Raw genomic sequence first — 16,989 nt, 5'->3', positions numbered from 1 at the left:
AGCTATAAGATCAAATAAAATCAAGGTGGATATATTTTTTTAAAAGAAATTTTTACACAATGTAATAATGAAAGATTGGCATACACAAGAGTGGAAATCCAAGCGTAAAGCATTGATTAAAGGTGCTAAATGTTCTCAATGTGGAAAAGCTGCAGAATTACAAGTGCATCACAATTATTCTGATTCAAAACTCCGAAACATGATGGAACGGCGGGTTGTTAAAGAATTAATTAAAGAAAAAATGCATAGTGGAGAAATTCCTTTTCTTGGTAAAGAATATCGAATGTTAACGTGTGAAAAGTGTGGTCATTCTCAAATTATTCGAAGCATTAGATTCAAAAATGTTACTTGTAAAAATTGTTCGACCTTTCAAGCCTTGACTGATTTAAACACAACAATTTCTCGTGAATATAACTATAATTTGGGAAGAACAGGTGTTAAGATGTTTATTAGAAATCATCGGGAGGAAATCGAACGATTATTAAACGAAAAAAATGCCCCTGATTCATTTGATTATATGAACCTCAGCCAAGATACAATTGTATTATGTAAAACTTGTCATTATGCCTTGGAAAATGGCCATGATTTATGTCCCTCTTGTAAAAAGAATTATAAGAAGATCAAATATCTCTCTTGTTGGGATTGTTTAACACCAGAAGAGAAAAAAAATATTGATTTCAATCAAAAATGATTCCTATTTTGATCTTAATTTATAAAATGTAAATCTTAAATGGATATAAACCGAAGTCAATTATATCACTTTGATATTTGTGGTGAATAAAATTGGCGATAACTCCTATTACGTATTTAAATGGCGGTAGTGCTTTAATCCTAGTTTTTATAGGCTTAACTTTTTCATTGATTTATTTGAAATTATATTTTGACGAAAAAAAGAAACTCTTACCAATAGTTGGCTTTGTTGCTTTCAGTATGGGATCTTTTTATTTAGGACCAGCAATTTCTTTTCTAAAATTAGTGTTTTTTGGAGAAAATCTGGATCCAGAACTTTATTTTAAATTGTCTTACATCTTGATTCCGATAGCGACAGTGGCGATTCTCTATTTAGGTTTTAATATATTTCGACCTAAATATCAAAAACGGTTTGTTATTTTCTATTCGATTCTATGCATTGATTATTGGGTAGCGATGTTTTTCTTCACTGATATGATGTTTTCTGCAGATGTACCTTTAGCAGGGGAACTTCTTGATATCAATCTTGAACATATAATTAAATATCAAACAGCCTTCTATATTGTAAGTTTAATTTTTGTGATCAGTGGGGGATTTTTTGGTATGCGAAGAAAAATAAAAAAGCAAGACCCTGAATCAAAAGAACTTAAAAAGATAACCCAATTAGCAGTTGGGTGGGCTCTTTTCGGGCTTGGTTCAATAATGGATGCAATTTTACCCACAGAATTATTACAATATGTGATAATTGCCCGAATTTTTATGGGGATTGGTTACATTCTGGTATTTCTTGGGTTTTTACCCAAAATGAAGGAAGTTTATGAAAGAGATGCTCCTGTAGAAATGGAACCTGAAATGACTTCAAAATAAGAAGGGCCAAAACTAATTTGAAAGTTTTTTTTGTTTATTTATTGTTTATTTATTCATATATTCATAAATATTGGCCTAGTGAAAATTTAAAGGGAAAAGTTATGATATATTCTTAATTTACAAATGTAGGTAAAAACATATGAAATATGAAAAAAATCAATATTCTGAAGGCGTTTCTTTTTGTAGTTTAGTGATAGCGGGAGCGTTCCTTTTCTGGGGTTTTAACAATATCCGTGGTGGATCATGGTGGGGTTGGATTTTAATTGCAATTGGTTTAAGCACTTTATTCGGTCAAATCGCTGCGATTAAAAATCGTTCTAAACTAAAAAATATCGTTTTAACTGAGATTACAAAAAACCCGAACATTACTCAAGAAGAAATTGCTCAACATACAAGCATTAGTCGAAAAGATATTAAAGCCATTATTTTGGATCTGAAAGGTTCTGGAGCATTAATGGGCACATTTTCGTCTCAAACCGGTCAGATGCAACTTGCATCACCTCCAGTGCAAAAGCGACCTCCTCAAGATGTTCCTACCCCAGAAGTTCGTAGTGATTTGAAATTTTGTAATGAATGTGGAACTGAAATCAATAAAGATGAACATGCCAAGTTTTGTCCTCATTGTGGTTCTGTTTTATAAAAATTGACTTCTATCTCTCGCTTCTTTTTTTATTTTCAAATTTTTGAAGAATTTCTGCTCGCAATTAATCGAATTCAGATCCTTGATGATATTGATAGAGTAGGTTTTAACACCGTTATTCAACCAATCCGAATTCTTTCCCTTTCTCATGGAGATTTTAATTTTCTCATTTTTATTAAAGGACATATTAAATTAAAATCGAATTATTGATTACAACAAGTGGTTTAAGTCTAGTTTGTTAAAAAAAAAAAACTTCTGAAAATTAGATTTCAGTAGAATGACTTCCATTAATAACCTTAATATCTGTCAAATAATCCATTTTTTTCAACTCCGTTAAGAGTTTTGCTTTTGACGTCAAATCATCTGATATCTCTTCGCTTTTCTTGAATGTGAACAATTTCATTTTCTTCTTAAAAGTAATAATGAAACTCAGCCGGTGAATATCTTCATTGACTGAATCAACGCTTAAAATGGAATAATATTTTAAATTCCGTATAAAGAGTGGACTTAACACTGAGGAATAATCATATTTCGTTGGAATATTTAGTTCTAAGATATCTTGAGCCAACCCTTTTTGGCCGAATTGAGATGAGTACATAAAGAATAGTAATGAACACCCAATGAAGGTAAAGAATAATGCAAGAGCGTAGAATCTGGTGCCGCAAGCCATTCCAACAGCCATTATGAAAAATATAAATCCGACATCTCTGGTTTCTTTTATAGCATTTCGGAATCGGACAATTGAGAGAGCACCTACTAATGTAAACGCCCGGGCAATATCGGTTCCTACGATTAACATTACTATAGAGACCACTACTCCTAAGAGGACTAAGGTTTGGGTAAAACTTTGGGAGTAAGACACACCTTTATGTGTACCACGGTAAGTAATTGAAACAATAAGCGATAATGTTATACTCCAAAAAAGTACAATTACCGCATCGGCAAAAGTAAGCGAGGTTACTTCAGGACTGAAGGTCATAAATGAATCTTCAATAAACTTTCCAACAAATGTTGTGGCTGTATTTATCATATTTTTCACGATTGTATTGAGCGTTTAGCTGGTACTTAAAAAAAATTAAACAGTGCAGTAAGAATTTGCTTCTTTTAACCCAGTGGCAAATTTGGAGATTTTTTCTTGCATACAATCATTTCCCTCCAAAATTTTTACCGCCCATTTGGGGATAATATTATTAAATTTGACCTCCATGACTACAATATCACGGGGAAGAATTGATTTCGATGATCCTTGATGGAACTTTAAGAGATCAAAATTATGTTTTGTCACCAAGAGATTAGTGTCAAATGTTACACGAAATTTTTTTTCCACTTTTCCTGTTAATGCTTGGCGCTTATACGAGATAGCACAAACAGGTTTCAGATTGAATCGCTTTTTCAAGTACCAAATTTCTTCTAAAGTATTACGATCTTGAAATGATGACCTTTGATAGAGATCCTCTGCAATCATATTATTTCCATCAATTATTTGGAACACTTGATGTGCAGGTACACTTATCCGGGCTTTAGATACATTTTCATTAACTTTTCGTTTTATTTCAATGAACATCCTTTTCTCTTCATCATTAATGGAATTTGGATAATATCTTACTCGGAGTTTCTTTCGATATTCAACCCCATTAGTTTTTTCATAATAGGCCTTTCTTTGGGGAGAATCAAAATAAAGACTTCGAACTTCATAATCTAAGCAATTTTGAGTATGACCATCGAGTTTCATGAAAGCTTTCAAATATTTGACTAATTTTTGGCGTTCATTGGCTGAAATTTGATATTTTATTTCAAATCTTTTAAAAAACTTTTGAATCATCTTTTAATTTCCTCCTGTCGTTCGAATGCCTGTTTGACCATCTTTGGGACTTGGATTTCTAAGATCTTGGGGGGATATCCAAAAATCTCCATTATTTTTGAGGCGCATTTTTTTATGGAAAAGATTGATTCCAATGGTTAAACTAGCAAGACCACCAACAAAAATATAAAAGAAACCTGTTTCAATTGTAGTAGTATCTTCAACTTCTAATTCCGAGTTTTCTTCACCGGGTGTAGGAGTGGAGATGGAGTAATCCCAAATGTCACTTCCATCGGGAATTCTTCCCATAGAAAAATCTTGAATTGACTCTACGAACTGAATATAATCAATGAGAGTCGAACCATCGTTGGAGATCAGTCCAATTTCTTCTCCATTCCCACTTAACTTGAAATTGGTATGAAGTTCACCTTGCTCTGGTTCATTATCTGCCCAAACTACTAAGAATGACATTGCTTCGATGATACTACCTTCTGGAAATACCCAAAGAGTTGGATCGAGAATGAAATCTGTAAGGTACATCCCAGATAGATCTATTGACTGATTTCCGGAATTATATAATTCAATCCAATCGGCATAATTTCCATCATCATCCGGATCTTCAATAGTATTTTGATTTTCTGCCATGAATTCATTTATGAAAAGTGTGGTTGGGAGTTTAACTATTAGATCATTCTCTTGGTTAGCATGATTTGGAGTTGGATAATCGCCAAAATCTTGCCATTCCCCATCTCCATCAGGATATCTTCCATAAGATGAGTTTTGAATTTTTGGAGGGTAAGTTATTTCATCGAGAAGTCTAAAATTTCCCTCGGCTGATTCCACATATAGAAAAACTTCACCTCCTTCTTCCAAAAGTTCAAAAGAAAGATGATTGGATCCTTCAGTTAATTCTACATCCGCCCAGATGAGATAAAATTCCCCATCATCCAATGTAAAATTGGGAAAAGCCCATTTATCCGGATTATTAACGTCATCTGTTAGATAAAGATGATCTAAATTAACTTGACCTGGCCCCAAATTGTAGATCTCAATCCAAGGGTCATAATCTCCCTTTTCATCAGCAATAATTCCTCCGTTATCTAAACTTATTTCATTCAATTGGATATCCATCTTTTTTGCATAAGCGTCAAGCGTTTCATTCAAGTAGGTTGAACGAATCTCAATGAAGCTCTCTAATCCAAAAATATTTTTTTGGTTAGAATAGCCATCTGTTAAAGTTAACTCAAATTGTTCATTTGTGTACACTTTGTATGGGTCTGCGTAAATATCCTCTCGAATCAAATCAGCAAGTTCTTGTATTTCACCTTCCATAAACTCTATATTAAAACCATCTCGAATCATTTCGGCTAAAATTCTTAAATAAGTATGATTATAAGATTCAACCTCCATTAGACGTTCAAATAGCGGTCGATCAGTTCCCAATTGGCTGAATTCATTTCCCGGTCCATCCGGTCCAATAGGGGGAGGTCCTTCTGGTGGAGCAGGACCATCAATAGTAGAAGTGGATTCGTCTGTTAATGATTCAGATGCTGCCATCACACCCATTGATGATGATGTAGGTGTCCAAAAAGGATCAATTAGTCGAACATCTTGCCCTTCTTCTAATCCAAAAGTAAATCGTCCAAAAGCCTCATTGGCATCCCAAAGTATGTAGTTGATTAAACCTGTTTCTTCATTTTCATACAAGTAGAAATTATGGGCTGAGCCAATAAAGGAATCCAAACTCGCAAAAATGTTCAAAAGCGCCATACAATATAGAGTATCTTCAACATCGAGTACTTTTTCAATTTCTTCTTCGAAATCTTCTACTGGTGTATTTTCGAGTATCTTAGTTAAACTGATTAACTTTGAAAAATCATTTTCATTTTCATTCGTTTTCAGTTCATAGCTCGAAGCGTATAGAGATTCTGCTTCTCCTAAATAGCTAAGTGTCCCTGCAGTTTCAGCCCGATAAAGATTTCCACCTTCCTTACTTCCATATCGACTTTCAATAAATTCATCATCAATTTGTTCGATGGCTGTATATAATCCAAAGTATTCATCATTCACATATACCCTGGTAAATACACATCTTACCGTGCTTACATAGTTACTTGCAAAATCCCAAAAGATTTTTTCCCGCAACATCGTAGGATCCATATGACCATTATTCAAGTTCAGTTTCTGAAGTCCATAAAACTCTGCATCTGAATCATAATAGTTGAAGTCTATCCGAAATGATTTTTTATAGGATTCTCCCATAAATGATGAATGTCCTTTAAAATTAATCCCAATGGGATCTATTTCGATATCATCATAAACGAATTTAGCCGAAAAGTAGGGATCATCAGGATCATTTGCATGTGCATCCAGAAGTTCATCATACCATCCTTCTTCATCATCAAAGTACAACTTGATTTCATGAACATAGCTATCATCAAAAAATTCTTCCGCTTGATCATAAAGGGTGGTTGCTTGACTCCATTTTTCGTTTTCTGAACTAATTGGTTCCTTTAAATCGGATAAATTACCTGATTGAGAATAAATTACTGTCTCATCGGTAGTTATTCCATCTTCTAACGTAGAACTTGTAAGTGATGGCAAGATATTTAGAATCAAAATAGCCAAAATTACCGAACTCAGAAATACTGATAATTTTTTCCAATTTATGGTTTTTATTAGCATTTTTTTTTTCATTACAATACCTGATTAATTGATTTTCCTCTCCTTGTCTTGAAAATAATAGAAAGGAAAGGTCTAAATACAACAAAATTAATAGGATTAATAAGTGGTTTTAGAACTTTGGTTCTTTTTGATTTACCTTTGTTCTGATAAATTTAAAATACCTACCCGTGATAAGTATCATGCCAGCCTCAAAATACCGCTCCACTAATATGATCATTCAGAAAATATTAGAAGGGATATTGAGGGCTGACATAAATCACGTCTTAATCAAAAAAGGAATTATTAAATCACATTTGATTAAATATTGTGCATTAAAAGCGAGTACTGCAGAAAAATATTTTTCAAAAATGGAAAAGGCCGGTTATATTATTTCCCATGAAGAACCATGGGGGGAAAGAAAAATAACCATCGTAGATATTACGGAAAAAGGAAAAGAACGGTATAAATGGTTTGTAATGTTAAATATGGAACTGGAATAAAAAACAAGAGGACCTTAAATGGCGGATAATCAAAACAAAATACCCGATGATACTATAGAACATTTAGTATCTAAAAATTCTATTAATCAAGATCTCTATACTGATATAGAATCCTACGGGTTTAAGTATATCAATCATCAAAAGAATTATTTAATTACTACCGCTGTTTTCCCCATCTTTGCATTATTTGTTCAAGTTTTTAATTTAATTCACACAATCGGACAAATTAATCGTCCTCCTCCCGAGCAAATTCCCTTACCACCATTACATCCGCAAAATATCTACAATATATTGGCCCCGATTATAATTTTCATCATTATTGCCTCCTTCGCCCTTGTAAAATTTGTCTTTTTGTATATATGGATGAAAAAAGTTCATAGGTACGAGATCCAACAAAAATTAATAACAAAATTAAATAAAAATACAGTTGAAAATTCTGATGATTATTCTGATATCCAGAATTCTATTGGACTTACTCAAATTTTTTATGATATTGTAGATCACATGCAACTAATACGTATAGTGTTCATATTGATGAATATTGCCTTTATTTTCTACATTCAATGGACTTTAACCTTCCTTCTGTCCTTTTTTGGGATTATTCCTAGATTAAATCAAAATCCGAGTAATTACTTCCATTATATTAACATTATCGCAGAATTTGGGTTGCTCTTCTACATGGTATTTGAATGGAAACATTTTCTTAAATGGAATCGTAAATTAAAGAAAATTAATGAATTGGAAAAAAAAATCTATGCAGAATTAGAAATGTAGAAATTATTAAGATAAACTTATTTATTATCTCCAAACTCCTTCATCAATCGAGTTTAGTAAACCTTTTTCTTTAGTTACTTCAGAAACAAAGACAACACCTTCATTTTCAGCAAAGCGATATAATTTTACTGTATCTGCGTTCTTCCGCTTGGTCACTATTTTTTCAATTAAAGCTCTTTTTACTTGCGTCACATCACCAGTCACATTACAGCGGGGAAATCTACGGCACCGGAAATATTCGCTTTTTAACGATTTGAATAGATCCATGTACTTGTCACATTTTTCGCACACCACTTTAATTTCTTCAATTGATTTAACTTTAGGATGTTCGGAATCAATAGATGAGATCTTATCTTGGTTCTTATTAAGCTTCTTGGGAAAATCTTTTATTTTCTCCTTAGAAGGTGCGTTAGCAGTCTTAATTCGGCGATCAATCTGTTTTATTGAGTCAAGTTGTTCGGTTTGCCGATCTGAAGTGCTTTGAACTGGAGTATTAGTTGATATTGTTAAGTTAGAAATCGAAAATGTTTGAATTTTTTGGATTAAATTATTTAAATCTTTAATAATTGTATCTCGTTCAATCGGGTTCAGATGGGATTCGATATATTTGATCCGATCCTTGATTAAACGGCATATATATTCCTGTTCTCGTTCAGTTAATCCCATGGCCATTTTATTTTCCCCAAAGATTTCAACGTGATTATAATTTGGTTTTCAGTAGGTTTTGTATTGTGTTTGCACCTAAAGATTTTTCGACCTCGACTAAGCTTTATGTTTTCGCCATACCATAAGCCCTATTATTCCTAGTACTAAAATTATGGCAAACTGCAAAAATAATTGGCTACTGTTGATATATAATTGATTATATGTAAGAACAACTCCAGCAAAGATACAAGTCGCAAATATGAATAAGAAATATAGTCGATCTAACATCCGAATTTTTTCCAATCGCTTCATTTTTTTTATTCTCCTGAAATTTTATTGTTCTCCTAATTCGGATGCTAAATCATACACATCTTCGATTGTTGTGTCTATAAGATCTCGATTTTGGACAATATGGCGTATCCTCTCTAAATCATCTAATTCTTCATTATCAATTCCAATTTTTAACATTTTAAACATCCGTGATAAACTAGAGAGATTTGTCTTCACTTTAGCTTGTAATTCATCATTTATTGGAATATATTTTTGCCGAATTTTCCACTTCTTTGAAGTATAGGAATAGGTAATAATTATTACCAGAAATAGTTGTCCGACAAATATGATTTCAAGAAATTTTGGGTAAGCATACTCTTTCAATTCATAGATTTGTACAGGTGGTTGTGCTGAACTGATATTTTGGTTCACTTTTAGTGGAAAAGAAAATGTTTCTGCCAGCGCTGTAGGAGAATCGATCATTACTGTTACCCAGATTTCTTCCGCTTCAATTTGTTTAGAACTAATTTCTGTAAAAAATCCGGTAGAATTTGTTTGGATCATAGGGACAAAAGGAGAGCTATATCCAAAAATTTCAAAATCTATTGAATTTCCGTTCAAATCAATACCATTTGCAATCATTAACAGATCTTCTTCTAGATATTTGGTCATGTTTTGCGCGACTTGATTAAATTCTAAATATGTAGATTGATTACGATCCACCACATTCTGTGTTAAGCCTCCTTCCCAATGAAATCGATTTTGAGTCGTTTGTTCGAAAATAGTATTGATATACACGAGATTATCATTACTTTGAATATTTCTTTCTTGAAATAGTTCTCCATCTCCCAAAACAAACAAAATTCCTAATCCACAGTGAATTTCCAGAGAATAATCGTTATGTTGAACTATTGTAAAATTTGAATTATTCTGCGAATCAATTTGGAATGTAAGGGGGTCAACTAAATTTATAGGATCTAAACCTTGAGAAAGAGAGTTCATTGGATAAATTGATGTATTTAACCATTGCTCTGATGGTATAGTGACTGTTCCATTAACTTGGTTTCCAACAGTAATATCAAAAATGGATAAAAGTGAATTTGTCGCATTAATATCTGTTTTTGAATTATTTTCCGTAAACAAATATATTCTTCCTCCTAATTCTAAATATTTCTGAATTGCATTGGTTTCTTCTGATGTAAATGTTATTTCAGGGTCCATCATTATGATTCCATCAAAGAATTTAATCAAATCATAAGAATAAAAATCCGTAGTCATCGGTCCCATTGACGAAAAGAAATTGTCTCCTCTGAAAATTTGTTGTAGAGCAAAAGAATCCTCAATATTCATTCCTCCTTCTCCCCCTTCTAGTGCGGAAAGATCAAATCCTCCTCCAACCATGTCTGAAAGATCCAATCCGGATATTAATTGGGTCATAGACATTCCTTTTGGTGCAAAGTTAGATAAATCTTCATGAAATTGATAATAATTTCCGTAGATAGTTTCAACTCGATCAGCTAATAACTTATTAAAATCCAATCCTCCTTTTATTGTGGCTCCTTCTAGCTGAATATTAAATTCACCCAAGATTGAGTCGTCTAACGCAAAATTTGGCATGATTTGGGAATGAATTCCGTCAAATATAAATCTCCCATGGTTTTCTTCTAATTGAAATTGTATCGGTAAAATTGAATCAAATCCCACATCCTTATTTACAATGTGAAGGTTTATTGCAATAACATCAGGTTGATATGCCATAGGTACCATGATTTGTAAATCGACTTTTGAATATGTTGAAACTGCATCTTTTTCAAGAATTTCCAAGGTCAAAAAGCTTCCAAATTGCCCTTCAATAACTGTTGTGAAATTTTGGAATTTTATCGGAGAAATGATCGTAAGGTTGGTCATAGCTATATCGAGGGGATGAAGAATCACAAATGGTGCCACTGGAAAAATATTGGGGGTGATCAGAATTAAATCCTTCAAATTTGGAATTAACGGTGAATTATCGTAAACTACCGCAAAGCGTCCTTGAAAATTATTAATCGGACTATCATCGAGAATGGATCCCAAATCTGCATATCCTCCAATACGCCAACTAACTTCATAAATTCCCACAAATATTGGCACCCATTTTGCACTAAACCTTTGAATTTCGTGGGGAGCAATTTGGGGGATGGAGAAAACTTTGCTAAAAATTTCTTGTTCAAATTCTGTGGAAGAAAAATTGGAAGTGAAGGAAATTTCAGTTGAATTTAGTAAAGTATTACCTAAGTTAAGTACCACTAATTCTGAAATGTATTTTTCATCAATTGAAATCATCCGTTGGGATCGTGTACGGATTATTGCAAGATCTTCGATAATGAGTTCTGAAACATTGTTTTGTATGAAACGGAGGCTCTCATATGCTGCGAATTTAGAATTTTCGAGCGAAGATCCTTTAGACACCACATAATTCGCGGAAAATATTTGTGATTCCCCTGGTACCAAAGAATCATCTATTAACCAGGCTGCTTTAAAACCCATATCTGTTTGATTGAGATTCACTTTACTTGAAATGCTATTTGAATATTCTGGAATTGTGGTGGTAAACAAGCTATTAAATATATCAGTCGTCTCACCAATTTCATACCCCGATAAGGAATGAGTTGTCGAATTAAATAATATCGATGTCCATTCATAGGTTGCATTTTCTCCTTGAGTGTATTGATCATGGGTTAAGAACATTTCATTTGTTGCATTATATTCCCAGATATCGTCAATACCTGCATCTAAAATATCTGTTGGCATTGCATTCATGTCGTTATAATCGGTTATCCCTTGTTCATTCAAATATAAATCCGATTTGAAGGATGAGTGAAGAGTCAAATTGTCAAAATTTCGGTTTCCATAGTTAATAAAACCAAAATTAAACTTAAATACAGGCACTCTCCCTGTATAATTGAATCCAAATTGTTCAGTCCAATAATCTGTGGAATTTATTTGTGAAAAATCAAAATCTTCCCACGCAGTAATATTTTCGGGAAGTTCTGGGCTATCTGGATCAATTGGCAATCCTGGATTATAATCTGGAATTGTGGTATCATATATATAACTCCATGATTCTATTGATACTGTGATAAATATTTCATCTTGATAGGATAATACACTACTATATCTAGAATAGAAGGATGGATCTGTGGTCTTAAACATAACATCCATCTCACGTTCAACATCCAATTCCAGAAAGGAAACATAAGTGGTATTGAAACTAAAACCAAAAATATTCAAGGGTAAGTGGATATCTGGAACACTTCCATTTCCTAATCCTTGAAGTTGTGTCAAATTCATGCATACTAACGCTGTCATTAAAGCTTGGTTACCGGTGATGGCAAACAGATTAATATCTTGGGAGCTATTATACAAATTTAAATTTTCTTTGACTTCTAGCATATCTATATTGGTTATCATACCTGGATATGGATTTACTGTCAAAACTCGATCGGGGAATTCATCGGTTTCATAGTACCTTTGAATAAATTGTATGGCTGCTACAAGGTTGAGTAATCCAAACCCTTCTTCATTAGGATTTGCATAGGAAGAAAGTGGTGTTGCAGTTTTCATAAGTGCAATTTTGATCATTTCCGGAGTTATTGATGGAAAAGCACCGATCAGAATTGCAATCGCCCCAACAACTATTGCAGCAGAACTTTTACTTGAATTAAAGAATGTTAAAGACTGATTATTTGCATCATAAGCTAATGAAGTTGATGGTCCAGCAATATTAAATGCAGGTGCTGATAAATCGATCGCTGTTCGCATGTCTGAAGTGGGTCCACGACTACTGAAATTTGCGATGATCTCTTGATATTGATCATAAGCTCCAACACGAATGGCAGTTTTCGCTTGAGCAGGGGAGAAAACTGAAGTATACGCAGGACCATCATCACCTGCCGCAGTTACCACAACCACTCCTTCTTGATTGAGTCTATCCACTGCTTGACAGATAGGATCATCAGCATAACCTGGAAATGACCAAGGTATAAACGCGATGTCTGCATCTCTTTCTAATGCCCAATTTAAACCCGATAAGATGAAAGAATAATATGTAAAACCCAAGGAGTCCAATACTTTTACGTTAAGTAACTGACAGCCTGGAGCGATACCAGTATAATTAATATTAGTTGTCGAATTCAAATCCAGAGGATCATCGTGAACTGAAATGTTTTCCCCCATTCCTCCAATAAGTCCCGCAAAATTTGTCCCAGTTCCACGAAAATCCGTATAAGCGAGGGGTTCGTAGGGGATCATACTTACTGCTCCTAAGATATTGAAGCTAATATTTTGATTCAACATGTTGAATCCGAGGAAATTTTCCTGAAAATCTGTCATATAATCTGATATATTCTCGTTGATTCCTTCTGTTCCTTCAAAATAATCCATATCCTCTAGCAAATAATCAATACCTGCATCTATCATGGCTACCACAGCATTTTTACCCTGTAGTTGTGAATCATTTAAACCTGTGAGTGCTGAAAGTTCATTTTTTCGGAGAAATTCGCTTACATTATAACCAAAAATAGAATCGGTTTTCTGTTCTTCAAGATCAGTAGAAGAACTAATTGGGGGTTTTTGAGAAAACGTCTCAATTTTTTGGGCAGTATTAAGGTAAATTCCTTTTATTCCAGCCATTTTCTCAAGAATTGAAATTGAATTTACCCTCGATTGAATCACAATTTGATTAAATACAGAAAAATCTTGGATAATGCTTATTCCGTCTATGGAGTACAACATTTCTAAAACAAAACTAAATGAATCTTCATATGTTGAAATAACTAAAGATAATTCTGTTATTTCTTGACTTGCTGCGGTTTGTATTCGTGGATCAATAAAAAGCGTTGGAGATGATAATTTTTCAATAAATTGAGATTCTTCTGTAAGATCTATCAGATCCCAGTTGTAAACATAAGAGTTGCTATTTGCAACTAAAATTAGGATGAACATCCCCATGGATAGAAATTTGTGCGTTTTAAATTTCATCGGGATTTTCCTCATCTATTTGTTTTTGTGAATTTTTATGTTCCAACTCTGAATTAATATGCTTTTGTTTATTTTTTTCATTGGTTTCGATCATATTTTTTCCAGATCCCAACTTACGACTGAAATAAGTGAAATAATCCATCATATCTACTTCAATTTCTGCAGTGAGTGAGTACACCGCTATTCCAGCTTCCCTCAAATGTCTTTCTACAATTATTTTCATTTCTTCCGTATGAATATTTGAAAGAACTCGAAGACGGACACCACGTTGAATTACTGCTTCAACATGTGGGATTTTTTCCAATATTTCATTCGCACGCAGATCTATATCCATCAAAGTAATTTCGAGAGCCATTCCTCCCCCAGGTAATTTTTTCTTTAAACCTTCTGGTGAATCATAATCAAAAAACCCGATTCCTTTGAGATATATTGCGCTTTTATCTGAATACTCAATTTCATCTAAATAATGAGAGATAACGATTAAAGTAATTCCATAAAGCTTGTTTATTCGATCAAGAAAACGCCATAGGGAGAATCTAGTCATTGGATCTAATCCTGAAGTCGGTTCATCAAGAATTAAAATAGTAGGATCATGCACTAATGCAACTGCTATAGAGACTCGCCTTTTTTGTCCTCCAGATAATTCTTCAACAGGTTTTTCCATATATCTCGACATATTTAAATCTTTCAGAATATTTTTAGCTTTTTGGGTGATTTCTTGTTCTTCTAAATTATATTGTGTCCCAAAATGCACCATATTTTCAAATGCATTGAATTCATGGTAAATCATCGTTAAATCTTGGGGAACAAATCCAATATGAGGTGCAATTCTTTTTGTTTCTTGCGCATTGATTCCCATGATGGAGATTTCACCTTTATATGGAACTTGTGCGAGCATTGATTTTACCGTCGTGCTCTTTCCTGCTCCACTTTCTCCAATGATTCCGATTATTGACCCGTGGCGAATGTCAAAGGAAGCTTTATCAATTATGACTCGTTTTCCAAATTTCACTGTCAAGTTTCTGACCGAGATGATGTTTTGTTTTATTAATCGTGATTTTTCCAATACCACAACCACTAATTCTGGTTCAAAATAGTGATATTCATAATCGCGAGTTCGCATTTTTCTTAGATAAATCGATAGTTCTGCTTTTTTGAAAGGCAATTCGGAATCATCACCGGTTCTCAAAAAATCTGAATGAAGGTGGAAGTCCTTAAGATGAATTTTTTTTTTATATTTTTTTCTGGAGACTACCATACCATCAATGATAGAATACTGCGGAATCCCAACTTCCATTATTTTACCGATTGCCACCATGCGAATATGCCAATCTACCAAGTATCGATCTTGATATTCAAATGCTCTAAAGAGATATCTTTTTGAGAATGCACGCATTTTCTTTTTTGGTTTCTGAAAGGTATTTTCGACAACATAATTGATTATCAAAAGTTTTTCTTTTCTTCCCTGTATTTTTAATCCTTTCACAGATTTCCCATGAATCTCAAGGATGTAGGGAATCGAACTTGATGAATCTGATGTCTCAAAATTGGATGAAAGTATTATAAGTGATTTTCTTTCTAAGGAGTGGCGTTGAGGGATAATTCTTCCTTTTAATTGAAATCCCATTCCTGTTTTTCCATATGTCCCAATTATTGAAATATTTAACATATTTTGGATTCGTTTATCGACCCATTCCCATAATTCTTCAAATTGAGATGCTGTGAAATAGCCATGTTCCCCTAATCCTCCAAAATCTTGATTATTGTTGCCTGTAAGATCTGCATCTGTCGCATATAGATTCATTTTAAATAACACTCCGTGATTTTTTATAGAATAGATAAGAAAGACCAACTAACATAATGATTTCGATTAATAAAATTACAAGATAAGGGATACCTATTGAATTTGTTAGAGAAAATAGAGGAATTCCTTTTAAAACCCCAACACGATACAGTTCTTGCACACAATATAGAGGAAAAACGGATAGAAAATTATCATTGGATATAAACAGCATTAACATCTCTTGCATAATGATTACGATAAGTGCATATTGGAAACCTTGCAAACTGGTTTTAGAAATTGCGGAAATTAAAAGACCGAAGGATATTGCCATAATGACTGTAATTATCATTAGCATTAAATAAACAAACCAACCCGCATCTGCTTTTAATCCCAAACCTATGGATACAAAAGTAACAACAAATGAGAGGCTTGAGTTAACAATGATTCCTCCCATATATTTGGAAAGTAAGATCTCTCCTTTATTTGTGGGGGTTAAAACCATTCGATCTTTAGGTAAATCTCCGATCAAAGATTGAGATTGGATGAGAATGGGAAGAGCCATAACTAATAGTGGATAGAAAAATGCTGAAATTGATCGTAAACCTCCTGCAGTTTCTGGAACATTGACATAGTCCGTATTGATGCTTATTGCGCCTGTAAAATTGAAGTCTTTCTTTAAAAGGGACACCGCATTATCAACAACGTTGAAAACATCTTGCATTACAAATTGATCATAGGAATCTACAAATATATCAAACATTGCAACAAAATGAGTCGATAAATTATATTCAAAACCTGTATTTATGACAATATAGCCATTTAAAGTCCCTTCTCCCAGCATTTCTTCATATTCATTTTGAGTATAGCCTCTGATTAAAACACATTGGTCATTTTCTTCAAGAATTTCAAAATTTTGGGCAAATTGTGCTGATAAATCTGCTCCATAATACCCGTCTGAGTTATCACGGTCAATAATTCCAATTTTTGGGACTGAGAAAGTAAATCCCATACTTCCCATGGCATTTTCTCCAGAACCAACATTAGCATTAACATTTTGATCTCCGTTCATGAAGTGAGTTAACAGTATTACAGATGTTGGGAGAACTAAGAGCAGTATAATTGCAACTTTATCTCTTAGTAAGACAGAAATTTCCTTCTTTATCAATGAATGTATTCGTGATACTCGATTTTTTAAGTGAATAAGGTGTTTTGAAGCATTCAAGGTTTTATTTTTTTGAGGTTTTGCTTTATTTTTTGCTACGTGACTTGGTTTTGGGTTTAAAGTTTGATCACCTGTTTGATCTGCTTGTGCCTCAGGTAAATTGTTTAGTTCCAT

General features: G+C 33.4%; 13 protein-coding genes. 5 read left to right on the top strand and 8 right to left on the bottom strand.

The genetic code is table 11. The annotated features are described in order from the left end of the window. Nucleotides 1-67: 67 nt before the first annotated feature. From NEF87_RS02210 to NEF87_RS02200, 3 genes are all read left to right on the top strand, one after another. Nucleotides 68-691 carry a hypothetical protein gene (locus NEF87_RS02210; RefSeq protein ID WP_457918437.1) on the top strand — a complete coding sequence of 208 codons (624 nt, stop codon included), beginning with the start codon at nt 68-70 and terminating at the stop codon, nt 689-691. Nucleotides 692-783: 92 nt separating this feature from the next. Further along, nucleotides 784-1,557 (top strand): hypothetical protein, encoded by a 774-nt coding sequence (locus tag NEF87_RS02205; protein WP_457918436.1) that lies wholly within the window; start codon nt 784-786, stop codon nt 1,555-1,557. A gap of 139 nt (nt 1,558-1,696) precedes the next feature. Beyond that, on the top strand, nt 1,697-2,197 hold the full coding sequence (locus NEF87_RS02200; RefSeq protein WP_371804756.1) for a hypothetical protein: 501 nt from the start codon (nt 1,697-1,699) through the stop codon (nt 2,195-2,197). Between the two features lie 262 nt (nt 2,198-2,459). Here NEF87_RS02200 and NEF87_RS02195 read toward each other — a convergent pair whose 3' ends face one another. The 3 genes from NEF87_RS02195 to NEF87_RS02185 are packed head-to-tail and all read right to left on the bottom strand — an operon-like array spanning nt 2,460 to nt 6,683. After that, complete coding sequence (locus NEF87_RS02195; protein ID WP_457918435.1) at nt 2,460-3,227, bottom strand: DUF4956 domain-containing protein; 768 nt, start codon at nt 3,225-3,227, stop codon at nt 2,460-2,462. A gap of 45 nt (nt 3,228-3,272) precedes the next feature. Next, a complete protein-coding gene (locus NEF87_RS02190; protein ID WP_457918434.1) occupies nt 3,273-4,019 on the bottom strand; it encodes a VTC domain-containing protein in 747 nt (248 codons plus the stop codon). A gap of 3 nt (nt 4,020-4,022) precedes the next feature. Continuing rightward, entirely contained in the window at nt 4,023-6,683 is a 2,661-nt protein-coding gene (locus tag NEF87_RS02185) for a CotH kinase family protein (protein ID WP_457918433.1), read from the bottom strand. Nucleotides 6,684-6,862: 179 nt separating this feature from the next. Between NEF87_RS02185 and NEF87_RS02180 the strand changes: the two genes are divergently transcribed. Together NEF87_RS02180 and NEF87_RS02175 are read left to right on the top strand one after the other, a co-directional pair. Further along, nucleotides 6,863-7,162, top strand: a complete 300-nt coding sequence (locus NEF87_RS02180; protein ID WP_371804749.1) for a hypothetical protein — start codon at nt 6,863-6,865, stop codon at nt 7,160-7,162. A gap of 18 nt (nt 7,163-7,180) precedes the next feature. Next, nucleotides 7,181-7,936, top strand: coding sequence for a hypothetical protein (locus tag NEF87_RS02175; RefSeq protein ID WP_457918432.1), 756 nt, complete (start codon nt 7,181-7,183; stop codon nt 7,934-7,936). A 24-nt stretch (nt 7,937-7,960) separates the two neighbouring features. Here the strand turns inward: NEF87_RS02175 and NEF87_RS02170 are convergent, their stop codons facing one another. From NEF87_RS02170 to NEF87_RS02150, 5 genes are all read right to left on the bottom strand, one after another. Beyond that, the gene (locus tag NEF87_RS02170; RefSeq protein WP_457918431.1) at nt 7,961-8,608 is read right to left on the bottom strand and encodes a hypothetical protein; all 648 of its coding nucleotides are present in this window, start codon (nt 8,606-8,608) and stop codon (nt 7,961-7,963) included. Between the two features lie 90 nt (nt 8,609-8,698). After that, the gene (locus NEF87_RS02165; protein ID WP_457918430.1) at nt 8,699-8,893 is read right to left on the bottom strand and encodes a hypothetical protein; all 195 of its coding nucleotides are present in this window, start codon (nt 8,891-8,893) and stop codon (nt 8,699-8,701) included. A gap of 21 nt (nt 8,894-8,914) precedes the next feature. Then, complete coding sequence (locus NEF87_RS02160) at nt 8,915-13,870, bottom strand: S8 family serine peptidase (protein ID WP_457918429.1); 4,956 nt, start codon at nt 13,868-13,870, stop codon at nt 8,915-8,917. Next, on the bottom strand, nt 13,860-15,674 hold the full coding sequence (locus tag NEF87_RS02155; protein ID WP_457918428.1) for an ABC transporter ATP-binding protein: 1,815 nt from the start codon (nt 15,672-15,674) through the stop codon (nt 13,860-13,862). Before NEF87_RS02155 ends, NEF87_RS02160 begins: the two co-directional genes overlap by 11 nt. Before the next feature lies 1 nt (nt 15,675). Continuing rightward, nucleotides 15,676-16,989 carry an ABC transporter permease gene (locus NEF87_RS02150; protein WP_457918427.1) on the bottom strand — a complete coding sequence of 438 codons (1,314 nt, stop codon included), beginning with the start codon at nt 16,987-16,989 and terminating at the stop codon, nt 15,676-15,678.

This window comes from Candidatus Lokiarchaeum ossiferum (assembly GCA_025839675.1).
Lineage (GTDB): Archaea > Asgardarchaeota > Lokiarchaeia > Sigyniarchaeales > Promethearchaeaceae > Lokiarchaeum > Lokiarchaeum ossiferum.
This window is presented reverse-complemented; position numbering and strand designations above follow the sequence as displayed.